The 21659-nt window shown below is 30.3% G+C and carries 23 protein-coding genes; 2 read left to right on the top strand and 21 right to left on the bottom strand.

Features of this window, described 5'->3' with window-relative positions; genetic code table 11:
* Positions 1–70 precede the first annotated feature (70 nt).
* Together KPL55_RS09895 and KPL55_RS09890 are read left to right on the top strand one after the other, a co-directional pair.
* Complete coding sequence (locus tag KPL55_RS09895; protein WP_216306547.1) at positions 71–1804, top strand: Rqc2 family fibronectin-binding protein; 1734 nt, start codon at positions 71–73, stop codon at positions 1802–1804.
* 500 nt (positions 1805–2304) lie between these two features.
* Entirely contained in the window at positions 2305–3549 is a 1245-nt protein-coding gene (locus KPL55_RS09890; protein ID WP_216306546.1) for a hypothetical protein, read from the top strand.
* Here the strand turns inward: KPL55_RS09890 and KPL55_RS09885 are convergent.
* From KPL55_RS09885 to KPL55_RS09785, 21 genes are all read right to left on the bottom strand, one after another.
* Positions 3546–3740 (bottom strand): hypothetical protein, encoded by a 195-nt coding sequence (locus KPL55_RS09885; RefSeq protein ID WP_216306545.1) that lies wholly within the window; start codon positions 3738–3740, stop codon positions 3546–3548. The genes KPL55_RS09890 and KPL55_RS09885 overlap by 4 nt on opposite strands.
* Positions 3741–4081: 341 nt before the next feature.
* Positions 4082–5221 carry a THUMP domain-containing class I SAM-dependent RNA methyltransferase gene (locus tag KPL55_RS09880; RefSeq protein WP_216306544.1) on the bottom strand — a complete coding sequence of 380 codons (1140 nt, stop codon included), beginning with the start codon at positions 5219–5221 and terminating at the stop codon, positions 4082–4084.
* A gap of 166 nt (positions 5222–5387) precedes the next feature.
* Positions 5388–6671: a uracil permease gene (gene uraA / locus KPL55_RS09875; protein ID WP_216306543.1), complete on the bottom strand. Its 1284-nt coding sequence runs from the start codon at positions 6669–6671 to the stop codon at positions 5388–5390.
* A gap of 68 nt (positions 6672–6739) precedes the next feature.
* Positions 6740–7276, bottom strand: coding sequence for a bifunctional pyr operon transcriptional regulator/uracil phosphoribosyltransferase PyrR (pyrR, locus tag KPL55_RS09870; protein WP_216306542.1), 537 nt, complete (start codon positions 7274–7276; stop codon positions 6740–6742).
* 220 nt (positions 7277–7496) lie between these two features.
* Complete coding sequence (locus KPL55_RS09865; protein WP_216306541.1) at positions 7497–8408, bottom strand: RluA family pseudouridine synthase; 912 nt, start codon at positions 8406–8408, stop codon at positions 7497–7499.
* On the bottom strand, positions 8409–8855 hold the full coding sequence (gene lspA / locus KPL55_RS09860) for a signal peptidase II (protein WP_216306540.1): 447 nt from the start codon (positions 8853–8855) through the stop codon (positions 8409–8411).
* Between the two features lie 150 nt (positions 8856–9005).
* The gene (locus tag KPL55_RS09855) at positions 9006–9608 is read right to left on the bottom strand and encodes a TraR/DksA C4-type zinc finger protein (RefSeq protein ID WP_216306539.1); all 603 of its coding nucleotides are present in this window, start codon (positions 9606–9608) and stop codon (positions 9006–9008) included.
* Between the two features lie 149 nt (positions 9609–9757).
* Complete coding sequence (locus tag KPL55_RS09850; protein WP_216306538.1) at positions 9758–10450, bottom strand: 5'-methylthioadenosine/adenosylhomocysteine nucleosidase; 693 nt, start codon at positions 10448–10450, stop codon at positions 9758–9760.
* Between the two features lie 89 nt (positions 10451–10539).
* Positions 10540–11151, bottom strand: a complete 612-nt coding sequence (locus tag KPL55_RS09845) for a DivIVA domain-containing protein (RefSeq protein WP_216306537.1) — start codon at positions 11149–11151, stop codon at positions 10540–10542.
* A 17-nt stretch (positions 11152–11168) separates the two neighbouring features.
* On the bottom strand, positions 11169–11942 hold the full coding sequence (locus tag KPL55_RS09840) for a YlmH family RNA-binding protein (protein WP_216306536.1): 774 nt from the start codon (positions 11940–11942) through the stop codon (positions 11169–11171).
* A 24-nt stretch (positions 11943–11966) separates the two neighbouring features.
* The gene (locus tag KPL55_RS09835) at positions 11967–12224 is read right to left on the bottom strand and encodes a YggT family protein (protein WP_216306535.1); all 258 of its coding nucleotides are present in this window, start codon (positions 12222–12224) and stop codon (positions 11967–11969) included.
* A gap of 89 nt (positions 12225–12313) precedes the next feature.
* Positions 12314–12760 (bottom strand): cell division protein SepF, encoded by a 447-nt coding sequence (locus KPL55_RS09830; protein ID WP_216306534.1) that lies wholly within the window; start codon positions 12758–12760, stop codon positions 12314–12316.
* A 2-nt stretch (positions 12761–12762) separates the two neighbouring features.
* Positions 12763–13431: a YggS family pyridoxal phosphate-dependent enzyme gene (locus tag KPL55_RS09825; protein ID WP_216306533.1), complete on the bottom strand. Its 669-nt coding sequence runs from the start codon at positions 13429–13431 to the stop codon at positions 12763–12765.
* A 176-nt stretch (positions 13432–13607) separates the two neighbouring features.
* Positions 13608–14315 (bottom strand): DUF881 domain-containing protein, encoded by a 708-nt coding sequence (locus tag KPL55_RS09820; protein ID WP_216306532.1) that lies wholly within the window; start codon positions 14313–14315, stop codon positions 13608–13610.
* 12 nt (positions 14316–14327) lie between these two features.
* The gene (locus KPL55_RS09815) at positions 14328–14666 is read right to left on the bottom strand and encodes a small basic family protein (protein WP_216306531.1); all 339 of its coding nucleotides are present in this window, start codon (positions 14664–14666) and stop codon (positions 14328–14330) included.
* A gap of 10 nt (positions 14667–14676) precedes the next feature.
* Entirely contained in the window at positions 14677–15408 is a 732-nt protein-coding gene (locus tag KPL55_RS09810) for a DUF881 domain-containing protein (RefSeq protein ID WP_216306530.1), read from the bottom strand.
* 48 nt (positions 15409–15456) lie between these two features.
* Positions 15457–16266, bottom strand: coding sequence for a cell division protein FtsQ/DivIB (locus KPL55_RS09805; RefSeq protein ID WP_216306529.1), 810 nt, complete (start codon positions 16264–16266; stop codon positions 15457–15459).
* 305 nt (positions 16267–16571) lie between these two features.
* Entirely contained in the window at positions 16572–17678 is a 1107-nt protein-coding gene (gene spoVE / locus KPL55_RS09800; protein ID WP_216306528.1) for a stage V sporulation protein E, read from the bottom strand.
* A 20-nt stretch (positions 17679–17698) separates the two neighbouring features.
* A complete protein-coding gene (gene mraY / locus KPL55_RS09795) occupies positions 17699–18652 on the bottom strand; it encodes a phospho-N-acetylmuramoyl-pentapeptide-transferase (protein WP_216306527.1) in 954 nt (317 codons plus the stop codon).
* Positions 18649–20088: a UDP-N-acetylmuramoyl-tripeptide--D-alanyl-D-alanine ligase gene (locus KPL55_RS09790; RefSeq protein ID WP_216306526.1), complete on the bottom strand. Its 1440-nt coding sequence runs from the start codon at positions 20086–20088 to the stop codon at positions 18649–18651. The genes mraY and KPL55_RS09790 overlap by 4 nt, the downstream gene beginning before the upstream one ends.
* Entirely contained in the window at positions 20089–21534 is a 1446-nt protein-coding gene (locus KPL55_RS09785; RefSeq protein WP_216306525.1) for a UDP-N-acetylmuramoyl-L-alanyl-D-glutamate--2,6-diaminopimelate ligase, read from the bottom strand.
* Positions 21535–21659: the final 125 nt, after the last annotated feature.

The raw sequence follows: 21659 nt of genomic DNA, 5'->3' as shown, positions 1-21659 counted from the left end.
GTATTATTTGCAAGGCATAAATTCAAATTTATAAATTTTTACGACATTTTAGAAGGAAAGGATGATATATATGGCATTAGATGGAATTTATTTATCTAGCCTCGTTGAGGAAATAAAAGATATAATCATAGATTGTAGAGTTGATAAAGTAACTCAACCCGAAAAGGATGAAGTTATATTAAGTTTTAAAAAAAATAGAAAAATATATAAATTATTAATATGTTCAAGTGCAAATTATCCTAGAATTCATTTTACAGAATTTAATAAACAGAACCCAATACAAGCCCCTAAATTTTGTATGGTTTTAAGAAAATATTTAAATACTGCTACTGTCTTAGATGTAAGACAACTAAATTCAGATAGATTGCTAATTATCGACTTTAAATCCAGTGATGAACTAGGATTTGATAGTGTGTATTCCTTAATTATTGAAATAATGGGTAGACACAGTAATATTAGTTTAGTTCGTACACGCGATAACATAATCATGGATAGCATTAAGCATGTTAGCTCAGACGTCAATAGTTATCGTGTACTATACACAGGAGTAGAATATATCTACCCCCCTGCTTCCACAAAACTAGATGCTTTTAACTTTAGTTATGATGAATTTTATAAATACATAACTGATAAAGATATAGAGCTTGGTGAAAAGTTTTTCACTGGCACCTTCACAGGAGTAAGTTCTAACCTATCATCAGAACTTGTTTATAGGTATCGTGCTAAATATACTGATTTTGATTTAGATCATTCTCAAAATATTTATGATTTTACAGTTGGAGTATTTAATAACATGTCTAAAAATGTTTTTTTAGCTACATACGCCATGAATGGCAAACTAAAAGATTTTCATTCTGTTGAGCTTACTTCACTTAAAGATTGTGAAATAGAAAAATACGATTCACCATCTAAGCTAATAGAAGATTTTTACTTTCGCAAAGATAAACATGATAGGTTAAATGCAAAAAGCTCAAACCTTCAAAAAATAGTAAACAATAATATAAGTCGTTGCGATAAGAAAGTAAGGATACTTACACAAACTTTAAATGATTGCGAAAATAAAGGTACCTATAAACTACATGGCGAACTCCTAACAGCCAATATATACTCACTTAAAAAAGGTGACAAGATTGCAAGTCTTGTAAATTATTATAGCGAAAATGGTGAAAATATTGAAATAAAACTTGATGAGCATAAAACTCCATCACAGAATGTCCAATATTATTACAAAAAATATAATAAATTTAAGATAGCAGAAGAAATGGCATTAGTTCAAATGAATCTCACTAATAATGAATTACAATATCTTCATTCTGTTCTCACTAATATAATAAATGTAGAAAACTATAATGGAATTGAAGATATTAAAAATGAATTAATAGAAACTGAATATATTACAATTAAAAAACACGGTAAATCTAAAAAAGCCAAACCAACTAAACCTATGCACTTTATATCAAGTGAAGGCATTGACATCTATGTTGGTAGGAATAATATTCAAAATGATCTTTTGACACTAAAACTCGCTAACAAAAATGACATGTGGCTACACACAAAGGATATACCAGGTTCCCATGTTATTATAAAACATATTGGTGATATACCAGAAACTACACTACTCGAGGCTGGTAATTTATCTGCATATTTTAGTAAATCACAAAATTCATCAAGCGTACCTGTTGATTATACACAGGTCAGAAATGTTAAGAAACCATCTGGTGCAAAACCTGGAATGGTTATATACTCTACAAACAAAACTATATATGTAACTCCAATTGAGAGTACTTTACAAAGAGTTGAATAGCCTAGTAAGACTTTCCCCTGTGTGTCTTGAAATAATAGTTTGAAACGTGAAATTCCATTAAGTAATTCTAAAATTTTGTTCATGTAAAATTCTCTATCGCTCACATTCGGCGTCCTGCATCAGGTTCGCTAGCCTTCCTTCCTGGAAGGCTCACGAGAATTTTCCCATTTACAAAACAAGAATTACTAAATGGAATTTCAATGTTTCTGCTCTTCTTATTTCAAGTCACTTACGGAAAAAGTCTTACCAATATAGACACTATGATGTATCTACACAATCTATTAAAGTGTCTTGGCTTTATAAATTAACCTTGCATACACTAAATACCTTCTCAATAAGTCCTTTATAATTTGCAATTCTGAAATAATTTACCCACCCTAATGTTAATAGTAGGTCCTCCAAATTTATATGTTGAATATATATTCTATATAATGTAATATAATTCTATAATTAGAATTAATAACAATTTATATTTAAATTTAAAATGAGGGGCTTGTTTTATGATGAAAAAACGCCTAATACCATTTTTATCAATAATTGCTTTAACAATTCTATGTGTTTTAATTTTTATACAACATTCTAAAAGAGCTAATACTACTTCCAGACCTACAGTTGCAATAACAAGTATACGAAACCCAATATCAGTTATAAATTTTACTGATATTACGAAAAAAAAATTGCCTTTGGATTTATTTTTTCAAGGCTACATTTTGAGTAGAGATGTTTTGATAGCAACAAAAAATGATTGCAAAAATATTTATTCTTACAATGTAAAAAATGGTTCTATAAATATAATTGCCAGTGTATCTAATAGTAAAGATTTTATAAAAACTATTACATGTAATTCAGAATGGATAGTATGGGTAGAAAATGAAGTCTTAATAGATGACACTAGTAATAAGCCTTTTAAATGGCAAATGATAGCGCAGAATATATCAAGTGGTAAAAAACATATCATTGATAAAAGCTCATTTATTTCTAATAAATATAAAGTACCTATGTTCATTAACTATACACCTGACAAATTATCAATATATAATAATACATTAGTGTATTGTAAAACAGAACCAAATAGTTTAAAAGTAAAAACAGAATTAATAAAATACGAAATTGATAGTAATAAGAAAAATATTATAACCTCTACAAATGATGTTATGAATGAGATGATTGCTGATTGTAGTTTGTATGATAATACAATAGTATGGAGTAAATATAAAGAGATTAACAATAACTATGAAGTCAGGTTAACACAGTATAGGTTTAGTGATTTATTTATTTATGACTTAAATACCAAAATACAGAAGCAACTTACATTTAATGATTTTTTTCATAACCCTAGCATTTTCAAAGACAAAATAGCCGCTGTAAAAATCCCTTTAAAAAAAGCAAACCAGAACGCCTGTAATTCTGAGGTGGTATTAATTAATTTAACTAATAATCAAGTCCAAACTATAGTCGATGAAAATTCACTTTGTTATGATAAAATAGAAAATGAATTATATAGGTGCGATCCCACATTAAACGGCAAATATCTAACTTGGAATAACAATGTGTTTAATAGTACCTGCATATATAATTACAATACCAATAAATTTATTAATTTAACCAAAGTAGATGAAAATCCATTAATCATAAATAGAATATATGCTATGTATGACAATTATGTGTTGTTGTATAAAACTAGTGATCAACAAAAGGATAATGAGAGCATATGTATTCCTTTAAATAATATACAATTGCCTTAACACGGCTGTGATGTTATACATTTACCTATTTCCATCATTGTATTATCACAATGGTCTATATGTATATACATTAACAATAGTGAAATACCACCGCCCTGCGGACAAACTATATCAACTTCATCAAAAATCCCATTTTTGATAGTTCCAGCATTCATGAACTTACCTATTAAGCTTGATAATACAGACTTCATTCAGCCTACCGGCTAAGTGCATATGCTGGACGCACGAAAAGGCAAAGTATATTTTACACTTTGCCTTCCCAATTAGATACAACTTATTATATACACTATAGTATGAGCTTTCTCTGAAGTGACTAGCAATAAGAAGCGAAAGAACATTGAAATTCAATTAACAAATTCTTCTTTTGATAATATAAAATTCTCGTGAACCTGACAGGAAGTCAGGTTAGTGAACCCGAGACAGGACGTCGAGTGTGAACGACAGAGAATTTTATATTAGCAAAAGATTAGAATTTGTTAATTGAGTTTCACGTTCTGAGCTCATATTGCAAGTCACGTTAGAGAATTCATACTTAGTCTTCCTTCTTTTTCCTTGGTACCTCTTTTATATATTGGTAATAATAACACAACAATCTTCCATTATATAATTTTCTGTTTTTATCTGCCTTTTGTCCAAATTGCTTTTGGAACTCAACATTGGATGTTATAGCAAAACAAGACCATTCGTTTAAGCTCCTATACATTTCTCCAAGACCTTCATGTATTCTTTTTACCTCTTCTCGTTCTCCAAGTCTTTCTCCATATGGTGGGTTAGTAATTATAACACCATACTTCTGCCTAGACGTAAAAGTTTGCATTGGTATCTTTTGAAATTTTATGAAATCCTTAACTCCTGCTTTTTCAGCATTTTGACCTGCTGTCCTAAGTAGAGACGCATCAATATCTGATGCTAGTATTTCAACTTCATTTGGGTTTATAGTTTTTCTTGCGCCTTCTCGTACCTGCTCCCAGACATCCTTTTCTATATTAGGCCATGTCTCGCTTACAAATTCTCTATTTAACCCTGGGGCCATGTTTTTAGCTATAAGTGCTGCTTCGATTGGAATAGTTCCTGAACCACAAAGTGGGTCTGCTAGAACTCTTGTGCTATCCCATTTACTTATTAGAACAAGGGCTGCAGCTAAAGTTTCCTTAAGTGGTGCTTCACCAGCATATTCTCTATATCCTCGCTTATGTAGCCCAACACCTGAAGTATCTACTGATAAAGTCACTATATCTCTTAGAATTGCAACCTCTATCTTATACACAGGGCCATCTTCTGAAAACCACTCTTTAACATATTTTTTCTTCATTGATTCAACTACTGCCTTTTTTACTATTCCTTGACAATCTGGTACACTGTGCAGCTGTGACTTTACAGATTTACCTATAATATGCATCTTGCCGTCTTCAGGTATTAAATTACCCCAGTCTACTGCAAGTGTTCCTTGAAATAAATCTTCGAAGGACAATGCCTTAAATTCAGCCATTTTTATATAAAGTCTCTCTGCTGTTCTTAGCCAAGTATTACATATTGCAATATCCATTTCATCGCCTTGAAAAGTTACTCTTCCATTTTCAACAATTAAATTTTCGTACCCTAATACTTTTAGTTCCTTAGCAGTAACTGCTTCTATTCCAAAAGTAGTTGTGGCAATTAAAGTATACATCATATATTATCTCTCCTATTTCTTCATATGCTTATCATCATATCTCTCATATTATAATATCGCTATTTGCTATTATTGTCTAGAAATTTTATATTTGAGTCATAAAATAGCTAAAAGTGCCAGAACTCGTCTGACACTTAATTATATATTTATTCTTTTAAAAGGCTGATTAATTATCCCCTGACCTACTAGTTTGAGGTAAAACTAAGTTAAGTACTATACCCACCAAAGTTGCTAAAGCGAGTCCTGCAATTTCTACATCTGCTCCTGCAAATTTGAAGTTAATACCTCCTCCACCTATTCCTAAAACTATTATTACTGAAGCAATTATAAGATTTCTCTTTTTACTAAAATCAACTTTGTCTTCAACAAATATTCTGAAACCAGAAGATGCAATTATTCCAAATAACATTACACTTACTCCCCCAATTACAGGTAGTGGTATGTTACCAATAACTTCTGATACTGGTCCAATAAATGATAGTATTATCGCGATAATTGCTGCTCCTCCTATTACCCAAACGCTGTAAACCTTAGTGATTGCCATAACCCCTATGTTTTCACCGTATGTTGTATTTGGAGGCCCGCCAACGAATCCTGCAAACATTGTAGCAACTCCGTCTCCAAGTATTGATCTATGAAGACCTGGATCTTTTGCAAAATCTCTTCCACAAACATTGCTAGTAACATATACATGTCCAATATGTTCAGCAAGAGTTACAAAAGCTATTGGAGCCATGAGCATAATAGCATTTATATTAAAAGTCGGCAAAACAAAGCTTGGTAATCTAATAAGCTTAGCAGATCCAATTTGATTTAGAGTTTCACTAGGGATTGCTCCGAATATTATAGATAGTATGTATCCAACTACCATTGCAATTAGAATAGGTACTACTCCGAAAAATCCTTTAAAATACATGGTGCCCGCTATTGCTACAGCCAAGGTAGTCATTGATATAAATATCCACGTGCCTCTAGATATACCCTCAAGTGCAGGTGATGTAAATGTAGAATTCAGTCCTGACCATTGTATTGCAACACTAGCGAGGCTTAATCCTATTACAATTACAACAGAGCCTACAACAACTGGAGGCAATAGTCTATTTATCCATTTAATTCCTACAAGTTTAATAATTAAAGCAACAATTACATATACAAGTCCTGCGGCAATAATTCCTGAAAGCATTGAACTTTGTCCATATGCCTTTGTAGCAACCCCCATAGGTCCAATAAATGCAAAGGATGACCCAACATATGCTGGAAGCCTAGCTTTTGTACATAATATATAAAGTAATGTTCCAACACCACTACAAAATAGTGCAATAGATGGGCTTAGACCTGTAATCATTGGTACAAGTATAGTTGCCCCCACCATAGCAAATAAGTGCTGGAGACTTAACGGGATAGTTTTTAATACTGGTAATTTTTCATCAACATCTATAAAATCTTTCATTAGTTCCTCCTTTTAGTCTCGCTGGACTATATTAAAAGATTACTTATCTTCTTCGAAGCTATTTATCTTTAAATCTCAAATATACTTACGCAGTCTTTTTCATCAGTTTCAAATAATTTGACAGATATCATCTCTTTACTTGAGGTAGGTATATTTTTACCTACATAATCCGCTCTTATCGGTAGCTCTCTGTGCCCTCTATCTACTAAGACAGCTAACTGTATCATCTTAGGTCTACCTTTATCTATTATGGCATCAATTGCTGCCCTAGCGGTTCTTCCAGTATATAATACATCATCTACTAAGATTATTTTTTTACCTTTTACATCTATTCCTAAATCAACATTATTTAAAACAGGTTGATCGTTTATTGATGTAAGGTCATCCCTGTATAAAGTAATATCAACACTACTTACTGGAACTCTAATTCCCTCAAATTGTTCTATTAGAAGAGCAATTCTTTCTGCAATTGGCACCCCTCGTCTTTTTATTCCTACAAGTATAATATCCTCAGTACCCTTGTTTTTTTCTATTATTTCATGTGCTACTCTTGTAAGCGTTCTTTCTATTGCCTTTTCATCTAGTAACACCGATTTAAATTCCATTATTTCACCCCCTACCTACTAGTATTGTTTATTTAAAATGTCATAATAATAAAAAGCCTTCACCAAAAGGTAAAGGCATACTATACTTGTACAATAGTAATACAATCTTTATCCTTATGATCTCTCTGGAACATTTAAAGGCTAATTTCTTTATTAAATTACAATACATATTAAATTACGATATGTATTGCTAATATATTATCACATGTAAAAAACTATTTCAACTATTTTTTAACTTAACTATAAGTTTTTCAAGATAATTTGGAAGCGGTGTAGTAAACTCCATGTAGTCATTAGTACTTGGATGAATAAATCCAAGCTTTTTAGCATGAAGCGCCTGACCTTTTAGATTAAATCTCTGCTTTTTAAACCCATATATCAAGTCACCAACTAAAGGATGCCCTATCTTTGCCATATGTACTCTTATTTGATGAGTTCGGCCTGTTTCTAAGTTACATTCCACTAATGTATTACTTTCAAATCTTTCTAATACTTTAAAATGCGTAACAGCTTTCTTTCCACTTTCAACTATTGCCATTTTAATTCTATCCTTAGGATGTCTACCCATAGGTTCATCAATTGTACCTTCATTGTCTTTAATTATACCTTCTACAAGTGCCACATAACTTCTTGTCATTGAATGATCTTTAAGTTGCGCCGCAAGAGAATTGTGAGCATTATCATTTTTAGCCACCACTAAAGCCCCAGATGTGTCCTTATCGATTCTATGTACTATTCCTGGTCTTAGAACACCATTAATTCCTGAAAGATCTGTGCAATGATTTAAGAGTGCATTAACTAATGTACCACTATAATTTCCTGGCGCTGGGTGAACCACCATATCCTGAGGTTTATTAATAACAATTACGTCACTATCTTCATATATTATGTCCAGAGGTATATCCTCAGCTTTTACATTTAACTCTACAGGTTCTGGAACAGTAAGATTAATTGCATCATCTAATTTTAATTTAAAATTACTTTTTCTACATTTACCATTTACTATAGCATTTCCGCCCTCAATTATCCCTTGAATATATGACCTAGATTTATCCTCTAACTCCTTAGCTATAAAAACATCTAATCTTGTACCTACTGAACTTTCATCAACTTTAAAATCAAAACTTTCCATTTATATCTCATCCTTTACTATAGAAATTGCCAAAATCAATGTACCTACCACTACTAAGCTATCGGCTATGTTAAATGTGGGAAAATAATATACACTTTTATAATGAACTAAAATAAAGTCTACTACATATCTATAAAATAATCTATCATATAAATTTCCAAGTGCTCCACTAATAATCATAGCAAAACTTATTCTTAGGAACTTTGATTTTGGTTTATACTTAATAATATAATATATCATACCTGCGACAACTATTAACGTAACTAAAGCAAGCAATACTAATTTATTTTGTAAAATGCCAAAAGCCGCTCCTCTATTCTCTAAATATTCTAACTTAAAAATGTCTTTAATTAATATAACTCCATCATTTTCTTTTAAAGAACTTAGCGCCCAGATTTTAGTTAATCTGTCCAAAAGCAATCCCAAAAAAATAATTAATATTTCCATACTCTTCCCCCTGTTTACTGCAAAATAAAATAAAAAAGTATATACTGCTCTAAATTTATCTTATCACTCAAAATCAAAAGCAATATATACCTCTTAAATTTGCCTAAATTAAATAACCATTAAATAATCATTATATAACTACCTGTTCTGTTAATCTGGTAACTGATTTTTATATTGCTGATTGCTTATTTTCTCAATGGGATCAACATATCCATAGTTGTCCTCATCATCATCCTCAACTATCTCATCTAGTTTATCATTGAAATGTTCAACTGCTTGATAAGTATCTTCAGCATCAACACCTACTTCACCACTATTGCTGTATTTAAAAAACGAACCAAGTAAATCCTCTTCAACACATCTATTGTTTTGCTCAGCTGGTTTATGATTAGCTATAGATTTTTGGCATTCCAAACAGTTTTCAGCATATGGGATAAATTCCAACCTTTGAAGTGTTATGTCATTGCCACAACTTGCACACTTGCCATAGGACCCATTTTCTATACTTTTTAAGGAATCCCCAATTTTATTTAAAATCGATATTTCATTTCCTTTTAATGCGAGTCCCTTTTCCTTATCAAATAATTCAGTTGCCAAATCAGATGGATGATTATCATAAAAAGATAATTCTGATGCCATTTCACTATTCGAATTTATAACTCCATTTTGTTTCATTTGGTCAATAAGATTGAGGACTCGTAACTGCTCACTAATCAATTTTTCTTTAAAATGATTTAATCTTTTCTTTTCCATGATAACAACTCCTCTAGTTTTAATATAGAAGTAATTTTAATATTAAAACTTCTAAACTTCTATATGATTATGTTTTCTCATGGAAAGAATTTTATTACACTTATTTAATAATTAATTAAATATATTTTAAATATATAAATTATTAGTCCCTAAATTAATTTTAACATATTATTTAAAATACTTGTAGAATTTGTTACAGCAATATCCTTAAATTGTTCATAATCCATCTGCGCCCCATTATTCGCATTGTCTGATATTGACCTAACAACAATGAATGGAATTTCATTTAAGTAACACACTTGAGCAATACTTGCACCTTCCATCTCACATGCGAAACAATTAAACTCAGAATTCAACCAATTTATTTTATCGAGACTTGCAATAAATTGGTCACCAGACACAATTCTTCCTGTAAAGTGATTATGACCTTTTATAGAAAGGCAAGCTTCCTCGGCATATTCAATTAATTTACTATCGCATTTAAATTCAAAAGTATCTAGTCTTGGAATCTGTCCAATTTTATCACCAAATGCAGTTGTATCAACATCATGTTGCACTAAATTTGTAGCTATAACGATATCACCTGGGTATATATCTTCTTTTGTTCCACCAGCTATACCAACATTTATAATATAATCAACTTTAAAATCATCAATTAATATTTGAGCACAAACTGCAGCATTAACTTTGCCAATACCACTGGTAACTATAACAACATCTTTATTGTAAATGCTTCCAAGACTAAACTCCATTTTAGCCTTAACTTCTTTTCTTTTAAAAGTCATATCTCTAATTAAAAATTTTACTTCCTCTTCCATTGCGCCAATAATACCTATTGTCATTTTTATATTCCTCCTAATTAATAGTAGCTTATTGTAAAAAGTGGTTTGCTACATAAAAAATCTCACCCGATGAGTGAGATTTTTTAATTCTAACCTTTTGCGAAAAAACTTTTTATTTCATCTAGTTCATTACCCTGAAGATCTTTTTCATCAATATTTTTGAGTGTTAAATTAGAATATTCTAAATCGATAGCAGCTTCTCCCTCGATTTGCTTATCAGAACTTTCATTACCTACATTATAATTTTTAAGATAATCATTTTCAAGTCCTTCAAACATCTCTAGTTGACAATTCATAAAACTTCTAAATTTAGTTCTAAATTTAGCAAATTCTTGCTTTGTAATATCATATTGATCATTTATCTTAAGTACATCACTATGAGATTTGTCAAGCAATCTTTGAGATGATTCATTTGCATTTTTTATAATAAGTTCTGATTCCTTTTGAGCACAAATTTTTGCTTGTTCAGCAGCATTTTGTGCTAGTACTAGCGTATTTTGAATTGTAGATTCTATAGTAACATGATGTTCAAGTTTTTCTTCTAAAAACCCTATTTTTTCTTTTAGATTTGAATTTTCTTTGTATACAATTTCGTATTCTTCAGATACTCTATCTAAAAACTCATCAACCTCATCAGCATTGTATCCTCTTAAACCTTTTTTAAACTCTTTATTATTAATATCCATAGCTGTTATTCTCATATTATTCCCACCCCTACCTAAATGTATTGCTTTATTACAACTTTAAAACGCCCCTTTTGAGTGCTTCCTATAATGTCTGCAACCATAAATTTCCCGTACCCTCTAATTGTTAAAATATCATCATTTTGTATAACTTTATCTTTTTTTAAACATTGAAAATAATTTACTAATATCTTACCTGATGATATTAGCTGAGTTGAATTACTTCTTGAAACATTACATATAGCTGACACCATACCATCAAGTCGAAATGATGTAGATATAATAATTTTCTCTTGAAACTGCCTTTCAGGAAGTTCTTGTAATGTATAATCATGAAAACTCACTTCACATGGGCAATTTCTTATCTTACTTAAATTATTTATTATGTAACTACTTATGTCGCTACAAACAGGTGCATAACATATCTCATCTTTAATAATTAAGTCACCTAACTTTTCTCTTTTAATTCCCAGTGACATTATTGATCCTAAATAATCCTTATGGTCAACTTTGCTAAATTTAGACTTATTACTAATTTTCAATAAATCTATAGGATATAAATCAGGTTCATCATAAGTTGAAAATGACAACATTCTCCTATCAGCATGTTTAAACAAACCATTTGTATATAATTTTATTAGACTACTTTCACATATAACTGAAATTTGATTCCATACGTCTGGTGGTAAAAAACTATTTGTAAATATTATTTTATTTGACTTTTCAGCTATTTGCATTTTATCAAAAATATTTGAAATTAAATTTTTATCTTCACAACCTATACTATTTATAAAATAATTTTTGTCCATTTAAATCCTACCTTATCAGAGTATTTATAATATAATAGACACTATCCTTCGAAGTACCATCAAAATTACAAGTGCTATTATGGGTGAAAAATCTATCATTGTATTTCCAAAATATTTTTCTTGAATTTTCCTACCAGGTTGCAATAAAGGATTCGTAATTTTATGTAATATTTCTGTATATTGATTTGACCTATTTGCATAAACCCAAGATAAAACAACTTCAATTAGTATTGCAAATTCTAGCACATTAAAAATCGTGTTCAAAAGATTATATAAATACAAATTTCATACCCTCCTATATTCTTATAATATAACTAAGAATTTTTATTGTTCTATTTAAACTATGTCCAATTTGAAATTATATATTAACTTTATTTATTCCAGTTAAAAATACCTTTTGAACTTAGCTCGTTCTTGAGTTCATTATTAACTTCTATATTAGATGGAGATATTATATATACTCCCTTTTCTACTTGCTGAAGATCGCCACCTAGTGCATAACATACTCCCCCAACAAAATCTAATAATCTTTGTCCTGTTTTAGGATCTAGTGCTGTGGTGTTAACTACTATAATTTTTCTAGATTTTAAGTTATCACTAATCACTGTTGCTTCATCAAAATCATCAGGTTTTATGATAACCACTTTTGTAGATGTTGATGTATGAATATTTACTACTTTACTTTGTTTCTTATTAACATTCATTAATGATTCAATATCCATGTTATCATCTTCATTTTCCATCTCTTGAATTTCATCTTCACTATCTTCAGCCATTCCTAAAAACCCCATAACTTTATTCATTACTTTGCTTCCCATCATTAACCCTCCGTTTTTTTATAATTTCTTTCTCCAAAAATACTTGCGCCCAGTCTTATCATATTAGATCCATTTTCCAAAGCAATTTTAAAATCTTTACTCATACCTAATGATAAAAATTCCATGGAAACATTTTTATGTTCCGAAGTCTTTAGATTATCAAATATTAGTTTCATCTTTGAAAAATATTTTCTACAACTTTCTTCATTACCAATTGGAATTGTAGCCATAATTCCTTTAATCTTTATATTATTACATACTTCGCAAGCTTTTATTAAATCTTCCAATTCTTCAATAGCTATGCCTGTTTTAGCTTCTTCCTTTCCTATATTAATTTGAATTAAAAGATTCGCCACCTCATCTTTTTGGGCATAACGTTTTTCAATTTCGCGAAGTAAATGTATACTATCTAAAGAATGAATAAGATGAACTTTTCCAACTAAATACTTCACTTTATTGGTCTGTAAATGACCTATAAAATGCCATTTAATATCTTTAGGCAAACTCTCATACTTTTCTATGAATTCTTGCACCTTATTCTCTCCAAATTCTCTTGCCCCTAATTTATAGACCTCTTCTATTTCCTGAATTTGTCTAGTCTTAGAAACGCAAATTAGTGTTACGTATTGTGATATTTCATTTTTTATTTTATAATAATTCTCATTAATCACAAGCTAGCTATCCCTCCTTGTTTTCTTTTGCTTATATTTAATATTTAACAGTTCTATTCATTCTTTTATACTTCTTAGTCTTTAATTCTTCATTAAATGTGAAATACCTTCAATTAAAGTAAAATATCTTTAATAAAAGTAAAATATCTTTAATAAAAGTAAAATTTCTTGAAAAATTATTTTTTTGCTAGACCCATGTAGTTATATTTAATAATACCATTATATTCAAGCATCGTTATATTATCCATTTTTGCAACACTAACTCTAACATCCCTAGCCTTTAATCCAGTTGTATAAGTTTCTTCTAATGTTAAATAATTATATAACACTTCTTCATTTCCAATTGCAGATATATAAAAGGGTGCAACTATCTTAATACCATTTAACTCAATATAAGGGCCACCGCAGAACCCATAATTGTTATAAACAATCCTTTCTCCATTGACCGTAATAGCTTCTGCCCCTGCGTTTTTAAGGTCATTTAACACTTGAACTACATCAACGTCATGGATGAGTTGCCCACTACCGCCCTCAGGATCATAAACTTCAGCATCATCTAGTGTAATTTTAACACCTGGGCCTTCGACATCACTTTTCCCTAAAATTATATTATTATTATCTACTTCAGCATTTATTTGCTTTTTCACTTCATCTGTTTCATTATATCCACTGTCATATTTTTTAAGTTTCTCGTTAACCTTATAATATTCAGCTTTTAGATTGCTTATCTCTGAATATAATTTTGTTCTCTCATTATAGGCTTCATTATACTGCTTTACATCTAAAAGATTATTTTTCCCTTCAAACCCAATATTCATAGATATAAGTAATCCTATAATTATTGAGGCTATAAAAACAAATATAGTAGCTTCATTATTTTTCATTTAATCACCTCATTAATGTGATTTAGTTTTATCAAGTAATAGTCGTCTAATTATAGCAAAGTTATTAAATATTCTTCCTCCGAATACTATAACGGCAGCTAAATAAATTGGAATCCCTAGTTTATCGCCTAAATATACCATTGCTACTGCAAGCGCAGCGTTCCCAAAAAATCCAGATATAAAAATGTCCGCTCTGAAATTCTGTGAAATAGAGCCCCTTATTGCACCAAAAACAGAATCTAAACATGCAAAAATTGCTACAGAAATATAAGGTGAAAATTCAACTGGAATATCTATATTCCATACAATCCCTAATATAACACCTATTAATAACCCTACAAAAGCAACCATTTAATCACCCCTATTTCTTCTTTACTATTGGTTTTGCATACTCGAAATCATATGTTTTATTATACTTAGGAATTGTTACCTTTTTCAACTCTTCATATGTTACATCACAGGCTGTAATAAGGTCTGGCGGAATAGCACCTGGAAATTTTATTGTACCGTATAGTATGCTACTCTTACCTATTGCTTTAATAGTTACCCTTTTATTAGGTATAATTTTTTCATCATTAATGAGAATCGCATTACCTGCAGTTCTTATCCCACTACGAACAGTTAACCTAATATCATTAATACAAATGGCTTCTGCACCTCCTGAATATAATTCATTAACTATATGAACTAAATCAGAATCTTGTATAGACTGCCGATCATCAGATATACTACCAAAAATATCACTTTTAGGATCTATATAAATTATAAGACCTTCACCTTCTACTTCAGTTTCCCCAGTTAAAGTCCTTGTCTCCTCTAATGCTTTGTTTAATATTTTACTTGCTTCATCTCTTCCACCTGCAGTATTTTCATATTCCTTTGTTTTAGCATCTAATGCATCAATTTTTTTCTGCATATCTACTTTACTCTTTTTTAGTTGCTCGTTTTCAGTTATAATCTCAGGCGTATTTGTGTCTGGCTGCACTACTACTGTTGAATTTTGTTTATTTATCATTTTAAATTGATAAGTTATCATAAATCCTAACAATATGCATATTACACCAATAGATATTTGGGATTTAAACTTTTTCATAGACTTCCTCCTTACTACTATCTTGGAAGATAATTTCCATCATATTTTCTACTTTTTTTCTATAAAAACTACTGGATTCTCACTAGAACTAACATCTACATATCCCTTTTTACCCTCATACTTAAGTTGAGTGATAATATTTATTGCTTTATTAAACTTGTTTTTCAAATCTAATATTGTACCAAATTTAATACACATTTCTCCTGAGTAAACCTTGACGTCTAGAACGTTACTTACATCCACCATTGTTATATTACTATTTGTGTTCGATTTTCTATAATTATCTATAATAGTTGTTAATTCTTTTAATATTCCAATTCTACGATCATTCTCAGGTGCAACCAAATTGCCAACTTCATATTTTTCATAACTAAACCCAGTTAGTTTAACTAATTTCATACCCTTAATATTAGAACTCTTTTCAAGAATAGCACCCTTATTATCTAGAATATAATAATTATTATTAACTTTTCCATAAAACACCGCTACCTTTTCCTCTATTTTTATTATAATTTTTCTAGGCAAAACTTTCTTAAATGTCACATCTAATATATACGGATTTTTCATTAATTGATTTTTGCTTTCATTAAAATTTGCACTAATAACATTATTTCCTAAATGTCCCTTGACTATCTCGTTAATCTCGGATTTAGAAGCATTCGAATTCCCCGATATGTCAACTTTTGTTATATTGAAATACGGCAATTTAATGCATAATGTAATCAAAGTAGATATCATAATAATGCCGAGCAATATCAAATATCTTATTTTTTTCCTATTTTTTCTTCTATGTAATAGCTTTTCTTTGTTTTCTATAATATAATTGATTTTTTTAAGATCATTATTTATTTTAGTCATTCACTCCCTCACATTCATTAATACATGTTTTTTTTCATATTTTCTTTCTAAACCTTATAAATTATTTTTGTTAATATAAAGTATATCTAATTAAAAATTATAGAGTTCAATTTAAAAATAGCTTCCTATATATAATAACACTTAACTTAATTTTTTTCATCTCAATTTTAATGTATTTTTAAAATTAATATTATGTAATCGAATTCACTTAAATAGTAAATAAGTTATATTGTATTACTATCTATTGGACACATTTAATTAAATTTGGACATAGAAAAAGCCATGCATATTGCATGCCTTTAATCCTAATTTTTATTAGCGCTCTGCCTTGACACATTTAGAAGTATACCCACTGCAAGCATATTAAATACAAGAGCTGAACCTCCATAACTTATAAACGGAAGTGGTACACCAGTTACTGGCATTGACCCCGTAACTACTGCTATGTTAATAATTGCTTGAACACCTACAACTGATGTAATTCCAATCGCTAAAATGGTGCCATACATATCCTTAGCGGACACTGCTGTTTTAATACCACGCCAAATGAATATTATGAATAATAAAATTATAAAAGTTCCACCTATTAAACCTAATTCTTCCCCGATTATAGCAAAAATAAAATCCGTATGAGGTTCTGGTATATATAAGCATTTTTGCCTTGATTGTCCGATCCCCGCACCAGTAACTCCTCCTGAGCCAAGTGCAAGTAATGATTGAACCAATTGGTATCCAGCACCTTGACTATCAGCAAATGGATCTCTAAAATTCATAAGTCTAGTCAATCTATAAGGCGCAAGAATTGTTAAAACCCCAACAGCTGCAACCAGCGTTGAACCTATAAGAAAAAGATGTAGAAATCTTGCCCCTACTGCAAATAGAATAACTACAGTAACTATCATTATTACAGCCGCAATACTTAAGTTAGGTTCTAGTAAAATCAAACCTGCATATAGTCCCGAAACCATTAGATAGGGTAATACCCCTTTCATAAACTCTTTAACTTTCTCTCCCTTTTGGGTTAAACTTTTAGCCATATAGAGAACTATAATATATTTTGCTATCTCCGATGGTTGAAAATTAGCAAACCCCAGGGGAATCCACCTCTTTGAGCCATTTATAGGTGGGCAGAAAAGCACAACAACTAAAAGTACAACAGTACCTAACATAAAAATGCCAGTAAATTTTTTTATTATATGATAATCAGTTTTAATTGCTGCAACCATAAAAATACCGCCAACAAATGCCCACATAGCCTGTTTTTTCAAATAGTATTCTGGGTCATTGTATTTGAAAGCCGAATAATATGAGCCTGCACTATAAACCATTACTACCCCAATGGCCACAAGGAGCATTATGGTTGCAAATAATACAAAATCAATTTGCCCCATTTTAACCTTGTTTCTTTTCATATTATATCCTCCTTACATCACTAATAGGGAAATGATAAAAATCCAATTAAACAGAAAAGTACTGTTACTATAGAGAATATCGCAACAACCTTATTTTCATGCCATCCACTTAATTCAAAATGGTGATGAATCGGAGACATCTTAAATACTCGTTTACCTGTGGATTTGAATACTAAAACTTGAATAATAACGGATAGAGCCTCTAGAACATATATTCCACCTACAATTGCAACTAATATTGGAGATTTTAGTATCATACCAACTGCAGCAACTGCCCCACCCAGTGCAAGAGATCCCATGTCTCCCATAAAAATTTGTGCTTTATAAGCATTAAATTTTAAAAAGCCTAATAATGCACCTGCAAGAGCAGCGCAAAAGATTGCTAGAGTAGTATGAAACATCATATTACTAACTAAAGCGAAAAATGTCATAACTACTATTGTTACGCAAGTAGCTAGACCATCTAACCCATCTGTTAGATTAACTGAATTTGTGGTTGCTGCAAAATATAAAATAATGCAAGGAACATACCAGAGACCTAGATCTAAATTTCTATTTAAAAATGGTAGCGTTATGTCAGTACCTATCTTTATAGAAGCATAATAACCTATTAATCCTGCAACTATTACTATTAATAACATCTTTTGCTTAGATGATAGACCTTCATTTTTCTTATGTGTTATTTTTAAAATATCATCAATAAGCCCTATTATTCCGAAAGCTATAAAACAATATAGTGCAATCATAGCTTCATCACTTGTATGCCTAACAATTATAAGCATTGTTATTACTGTTGAAATCATGAATATTATACCACCCATTGTAGGTGTCCCTGCTTTTTTAAGATGACTTTTAGGTCCTTCTGCTCTTATATTTTGGCCAAATTTAAGCTTATGTAAAATAGGAATTAATATTGGTCCTTGTATTATTGATAAAAAAAATGCAATTAACACCGAATAAATAATTAAACTCATTTTTCTATCACCTCTTTAGCATTCATATTTACCAGCGAATTCAGATTATCTAGCTCGGAAACTATACTCTCCATTTTCATATATCTTGAAGCTTTAACTAAAACAACATCTTTTGGCTGAATCATATTACCTATAAAGGTAATTACTTCTGCATATGTTTGAAAACTTCTATACTTATTTATATCGTTAAAGCCTTCTTTATATGCCTCATTAAATTCCCCTAGAGTAATTAATAAATCAATTTTTTTATGTTTTGCATACAACGCGACTTGTTTATGTGCATTATATGCGCTATCACCGAGTTCTTTCATAGTACCAAGAATTGCAATCTTCGAGTTTCCGTGAGTATTACAAAGCACATCAATTGCAGCAATCATTGAATCCGGACTAGCATTATAAGCGTCATTAATTATAGTAAACTTTTCACCTTTTATTATGTCTAACCTCATAGATGTAACTTCTAATTTTTTAAAACCCAAAACAATTTCATCATAATTCATACCCAATTCTCTAGCACACGCTACAGCTAACATGGAATTAAGTATATTATGACGACCTGGTATATTAACCTCAATAATATTTTCCACAGGCTTTCCATTTTCACTTAAATTAAATATTATTTTATTCTCGTCTATTTTTAAATTACAAGCCTTAAAATCGGCATTAGAATCAATTCCTGTTTTTATAAGTTTGAATTTAGGCGTAACTATATTTTCTAATAAATCATTATCTGAATTTATAATTAACACATTATCTCCACTAAAATAATCAGTAATCTCCATTTTAGCCTTTAAGATATTTTCTCTAGTTTTAAGGTTTTCAATATGAGACATACCAATATTAGTAATAATAGCAATGTTAGGATTTGCTACTTCACACAAGTTATGAATTTCTAAAAAATTACTCATTCCCATTTCTAAAACTGCAATATCATAACTTTTGTCTAATTTAAATATCATTAAAGGCATTCCTATCTCATTATTAAAATTGCCAATGGTTTTAAAAACCTTGTATTTTGCGCCTAGGACCGCTGCGACCAAATCTTTTGTTGATGTTTTGCCTGTAGAACCAGTAATCCCTACTACCTTTATGTTTAGCTTCTTTAAATAAAATCCCGCAAGTTTAAGTAGTGCTTTCTTAGTATCAGCTACCTGAATTATTGTTGTTTTCTTATTTAACATAAATTTAGACTCATTGAATTTAATTTCATCGACTATACAAATTGCAGCACCCTTAGTGCTAGCCTGCAGAGCAAAATCATTACCATTAAAATTTTCACCCTTTATTGCTATGAAAATATCATTTTCTTTTATAACCCTTGTATCTATCGAGATGTTATTAAATACCGCTAGTTCACTATTAGCTATAATTTCTCCGTTAACTAAAATTTCTCCCTGCGTAACATCTATTATTTCTTGAAGACTAATATACTCCATCTAAAATTGCTCCTTTAATATATCTGAAATAACTTCTCTTTCATCAAAATGTATAGTTTTTTCTTTAAGTACTTGATAGTCTTCATGACCTTTTCCTGCTATAACAATTACATCTCCAGCGCTTGCAATCTCAATTGCCCTCTTAATTGCATCCCGTCTATTCTCAACAACTTCATAATTATGTTTTTCAATTCCCGATGTTACATCTTTAATTATTTGCATTGGCTCTTCAGTTCTTGGATTATCTGATGTAACTACAGATATATCACTTAGCTCAGTTCCAATTTTGCCCATTATAGCTCTTTTGGTTTTATCTCGATCTCCACCACAACCAAAAACAGATATAAGTCTACCTTTTGTAAATTCTCTTACAGTTTTAAGTATATTTTCTAACGCATCTGGTGTATGTGCATAATCTAGTATTATTTCAAATTTTAAATTATGGGTATTTTCAACAAGCTCACACCTACCAGGCACTTGTAGTTTTTTTAATGCTTTTTTAATTTCCTCTACCTCTACCCCCTGATTTAAGCAAACCGCTATTGATCCAAGAGCATTATATATATTATACTTTCCCGGTATACTTAATTCTATTTCAAAAGAGTCATTTTTATACTTAACAGTAAATTTACTACCCCTAGAATTCATTTTTATGTCAATGGCCATAATGTCTACATTTTCATTTAACCCATAGCTTAACTTGCTATTTAAAATGGAGTCATATGCCTTAGCCCCATAGACATCGTCGATGTTAATTACAGAGCTCGTGCTAGACTTAAATAGCTTTAATTTAGCATTGAAATAATTTTCAAATGTTTTATGAAAATCTAAATGATCTTGAGTCAAGTTTGTAAAAATGCTCTCACAAAACTCTATTCCATAAACCCTGTCCAAACTTAAAGAGTGTGAAGATACTTCCATAACACAATAATCCACCTTAGAATCTACCATCTGCTTGAAAAGTTCATGTAGCTCTAGTGACTCTGGCGTAGTTCTTTCAGTATGAATTTTTTTATCACAAATATAATTTGCTATAGTCCCGATAAGTCCAACTTTATATCCCATTTGCTCCAAAATAGCTTTAAGCATAAATGCTGAGGTTGTTTTACCATTAGTTCCTGTAATCCCAATCATTTTCATATTGCTACTTGGGTTGTTATAATAATTAGATGCACCTACAGCTAGTGCCTTTCTGCTATCAGATACTTTAATAAAAGTTACGTTTAAATCAATGTTTACATTTTGTTGACATACAATAGCGATTGCCCCACTATTAATTGCACTTTGTATATATTTATGACCATCAACATTATATCCTTCAATGCAGAAAAAGACATCTCCTTTTTTAACTTTTCTTGAATCATATTGAATTGACGTTATATCAACATCAATATCACCTTTTAACAAATCAAAATTAATATTATCCATTATCTTTCCTAATTTCATATTAACACTCCCTTAAATCTTTAAAGTATGGTTACACGTAAAAATGCTTGAATAAAAAATACCTTTTACATTATAAATCCGACAGTTCAGAAATGCTGAGTCCTGTCGGTTTTAATTTACATGTT

Source organism: Clostridium lacusfryxellense, assembly GCF_018861735.1.
GTDB lineage: Bacteria > Bacillota > Clostridia > Clostridiales > Clostridiaceae > Clostridium_AD > Clostridium_AD lacusfryxellense.
The sequence above is the reverse complement of the archived record's forward strand: the minus strand, read 5'-3'. Positions and strand labels throughout refer to the sequence as shown.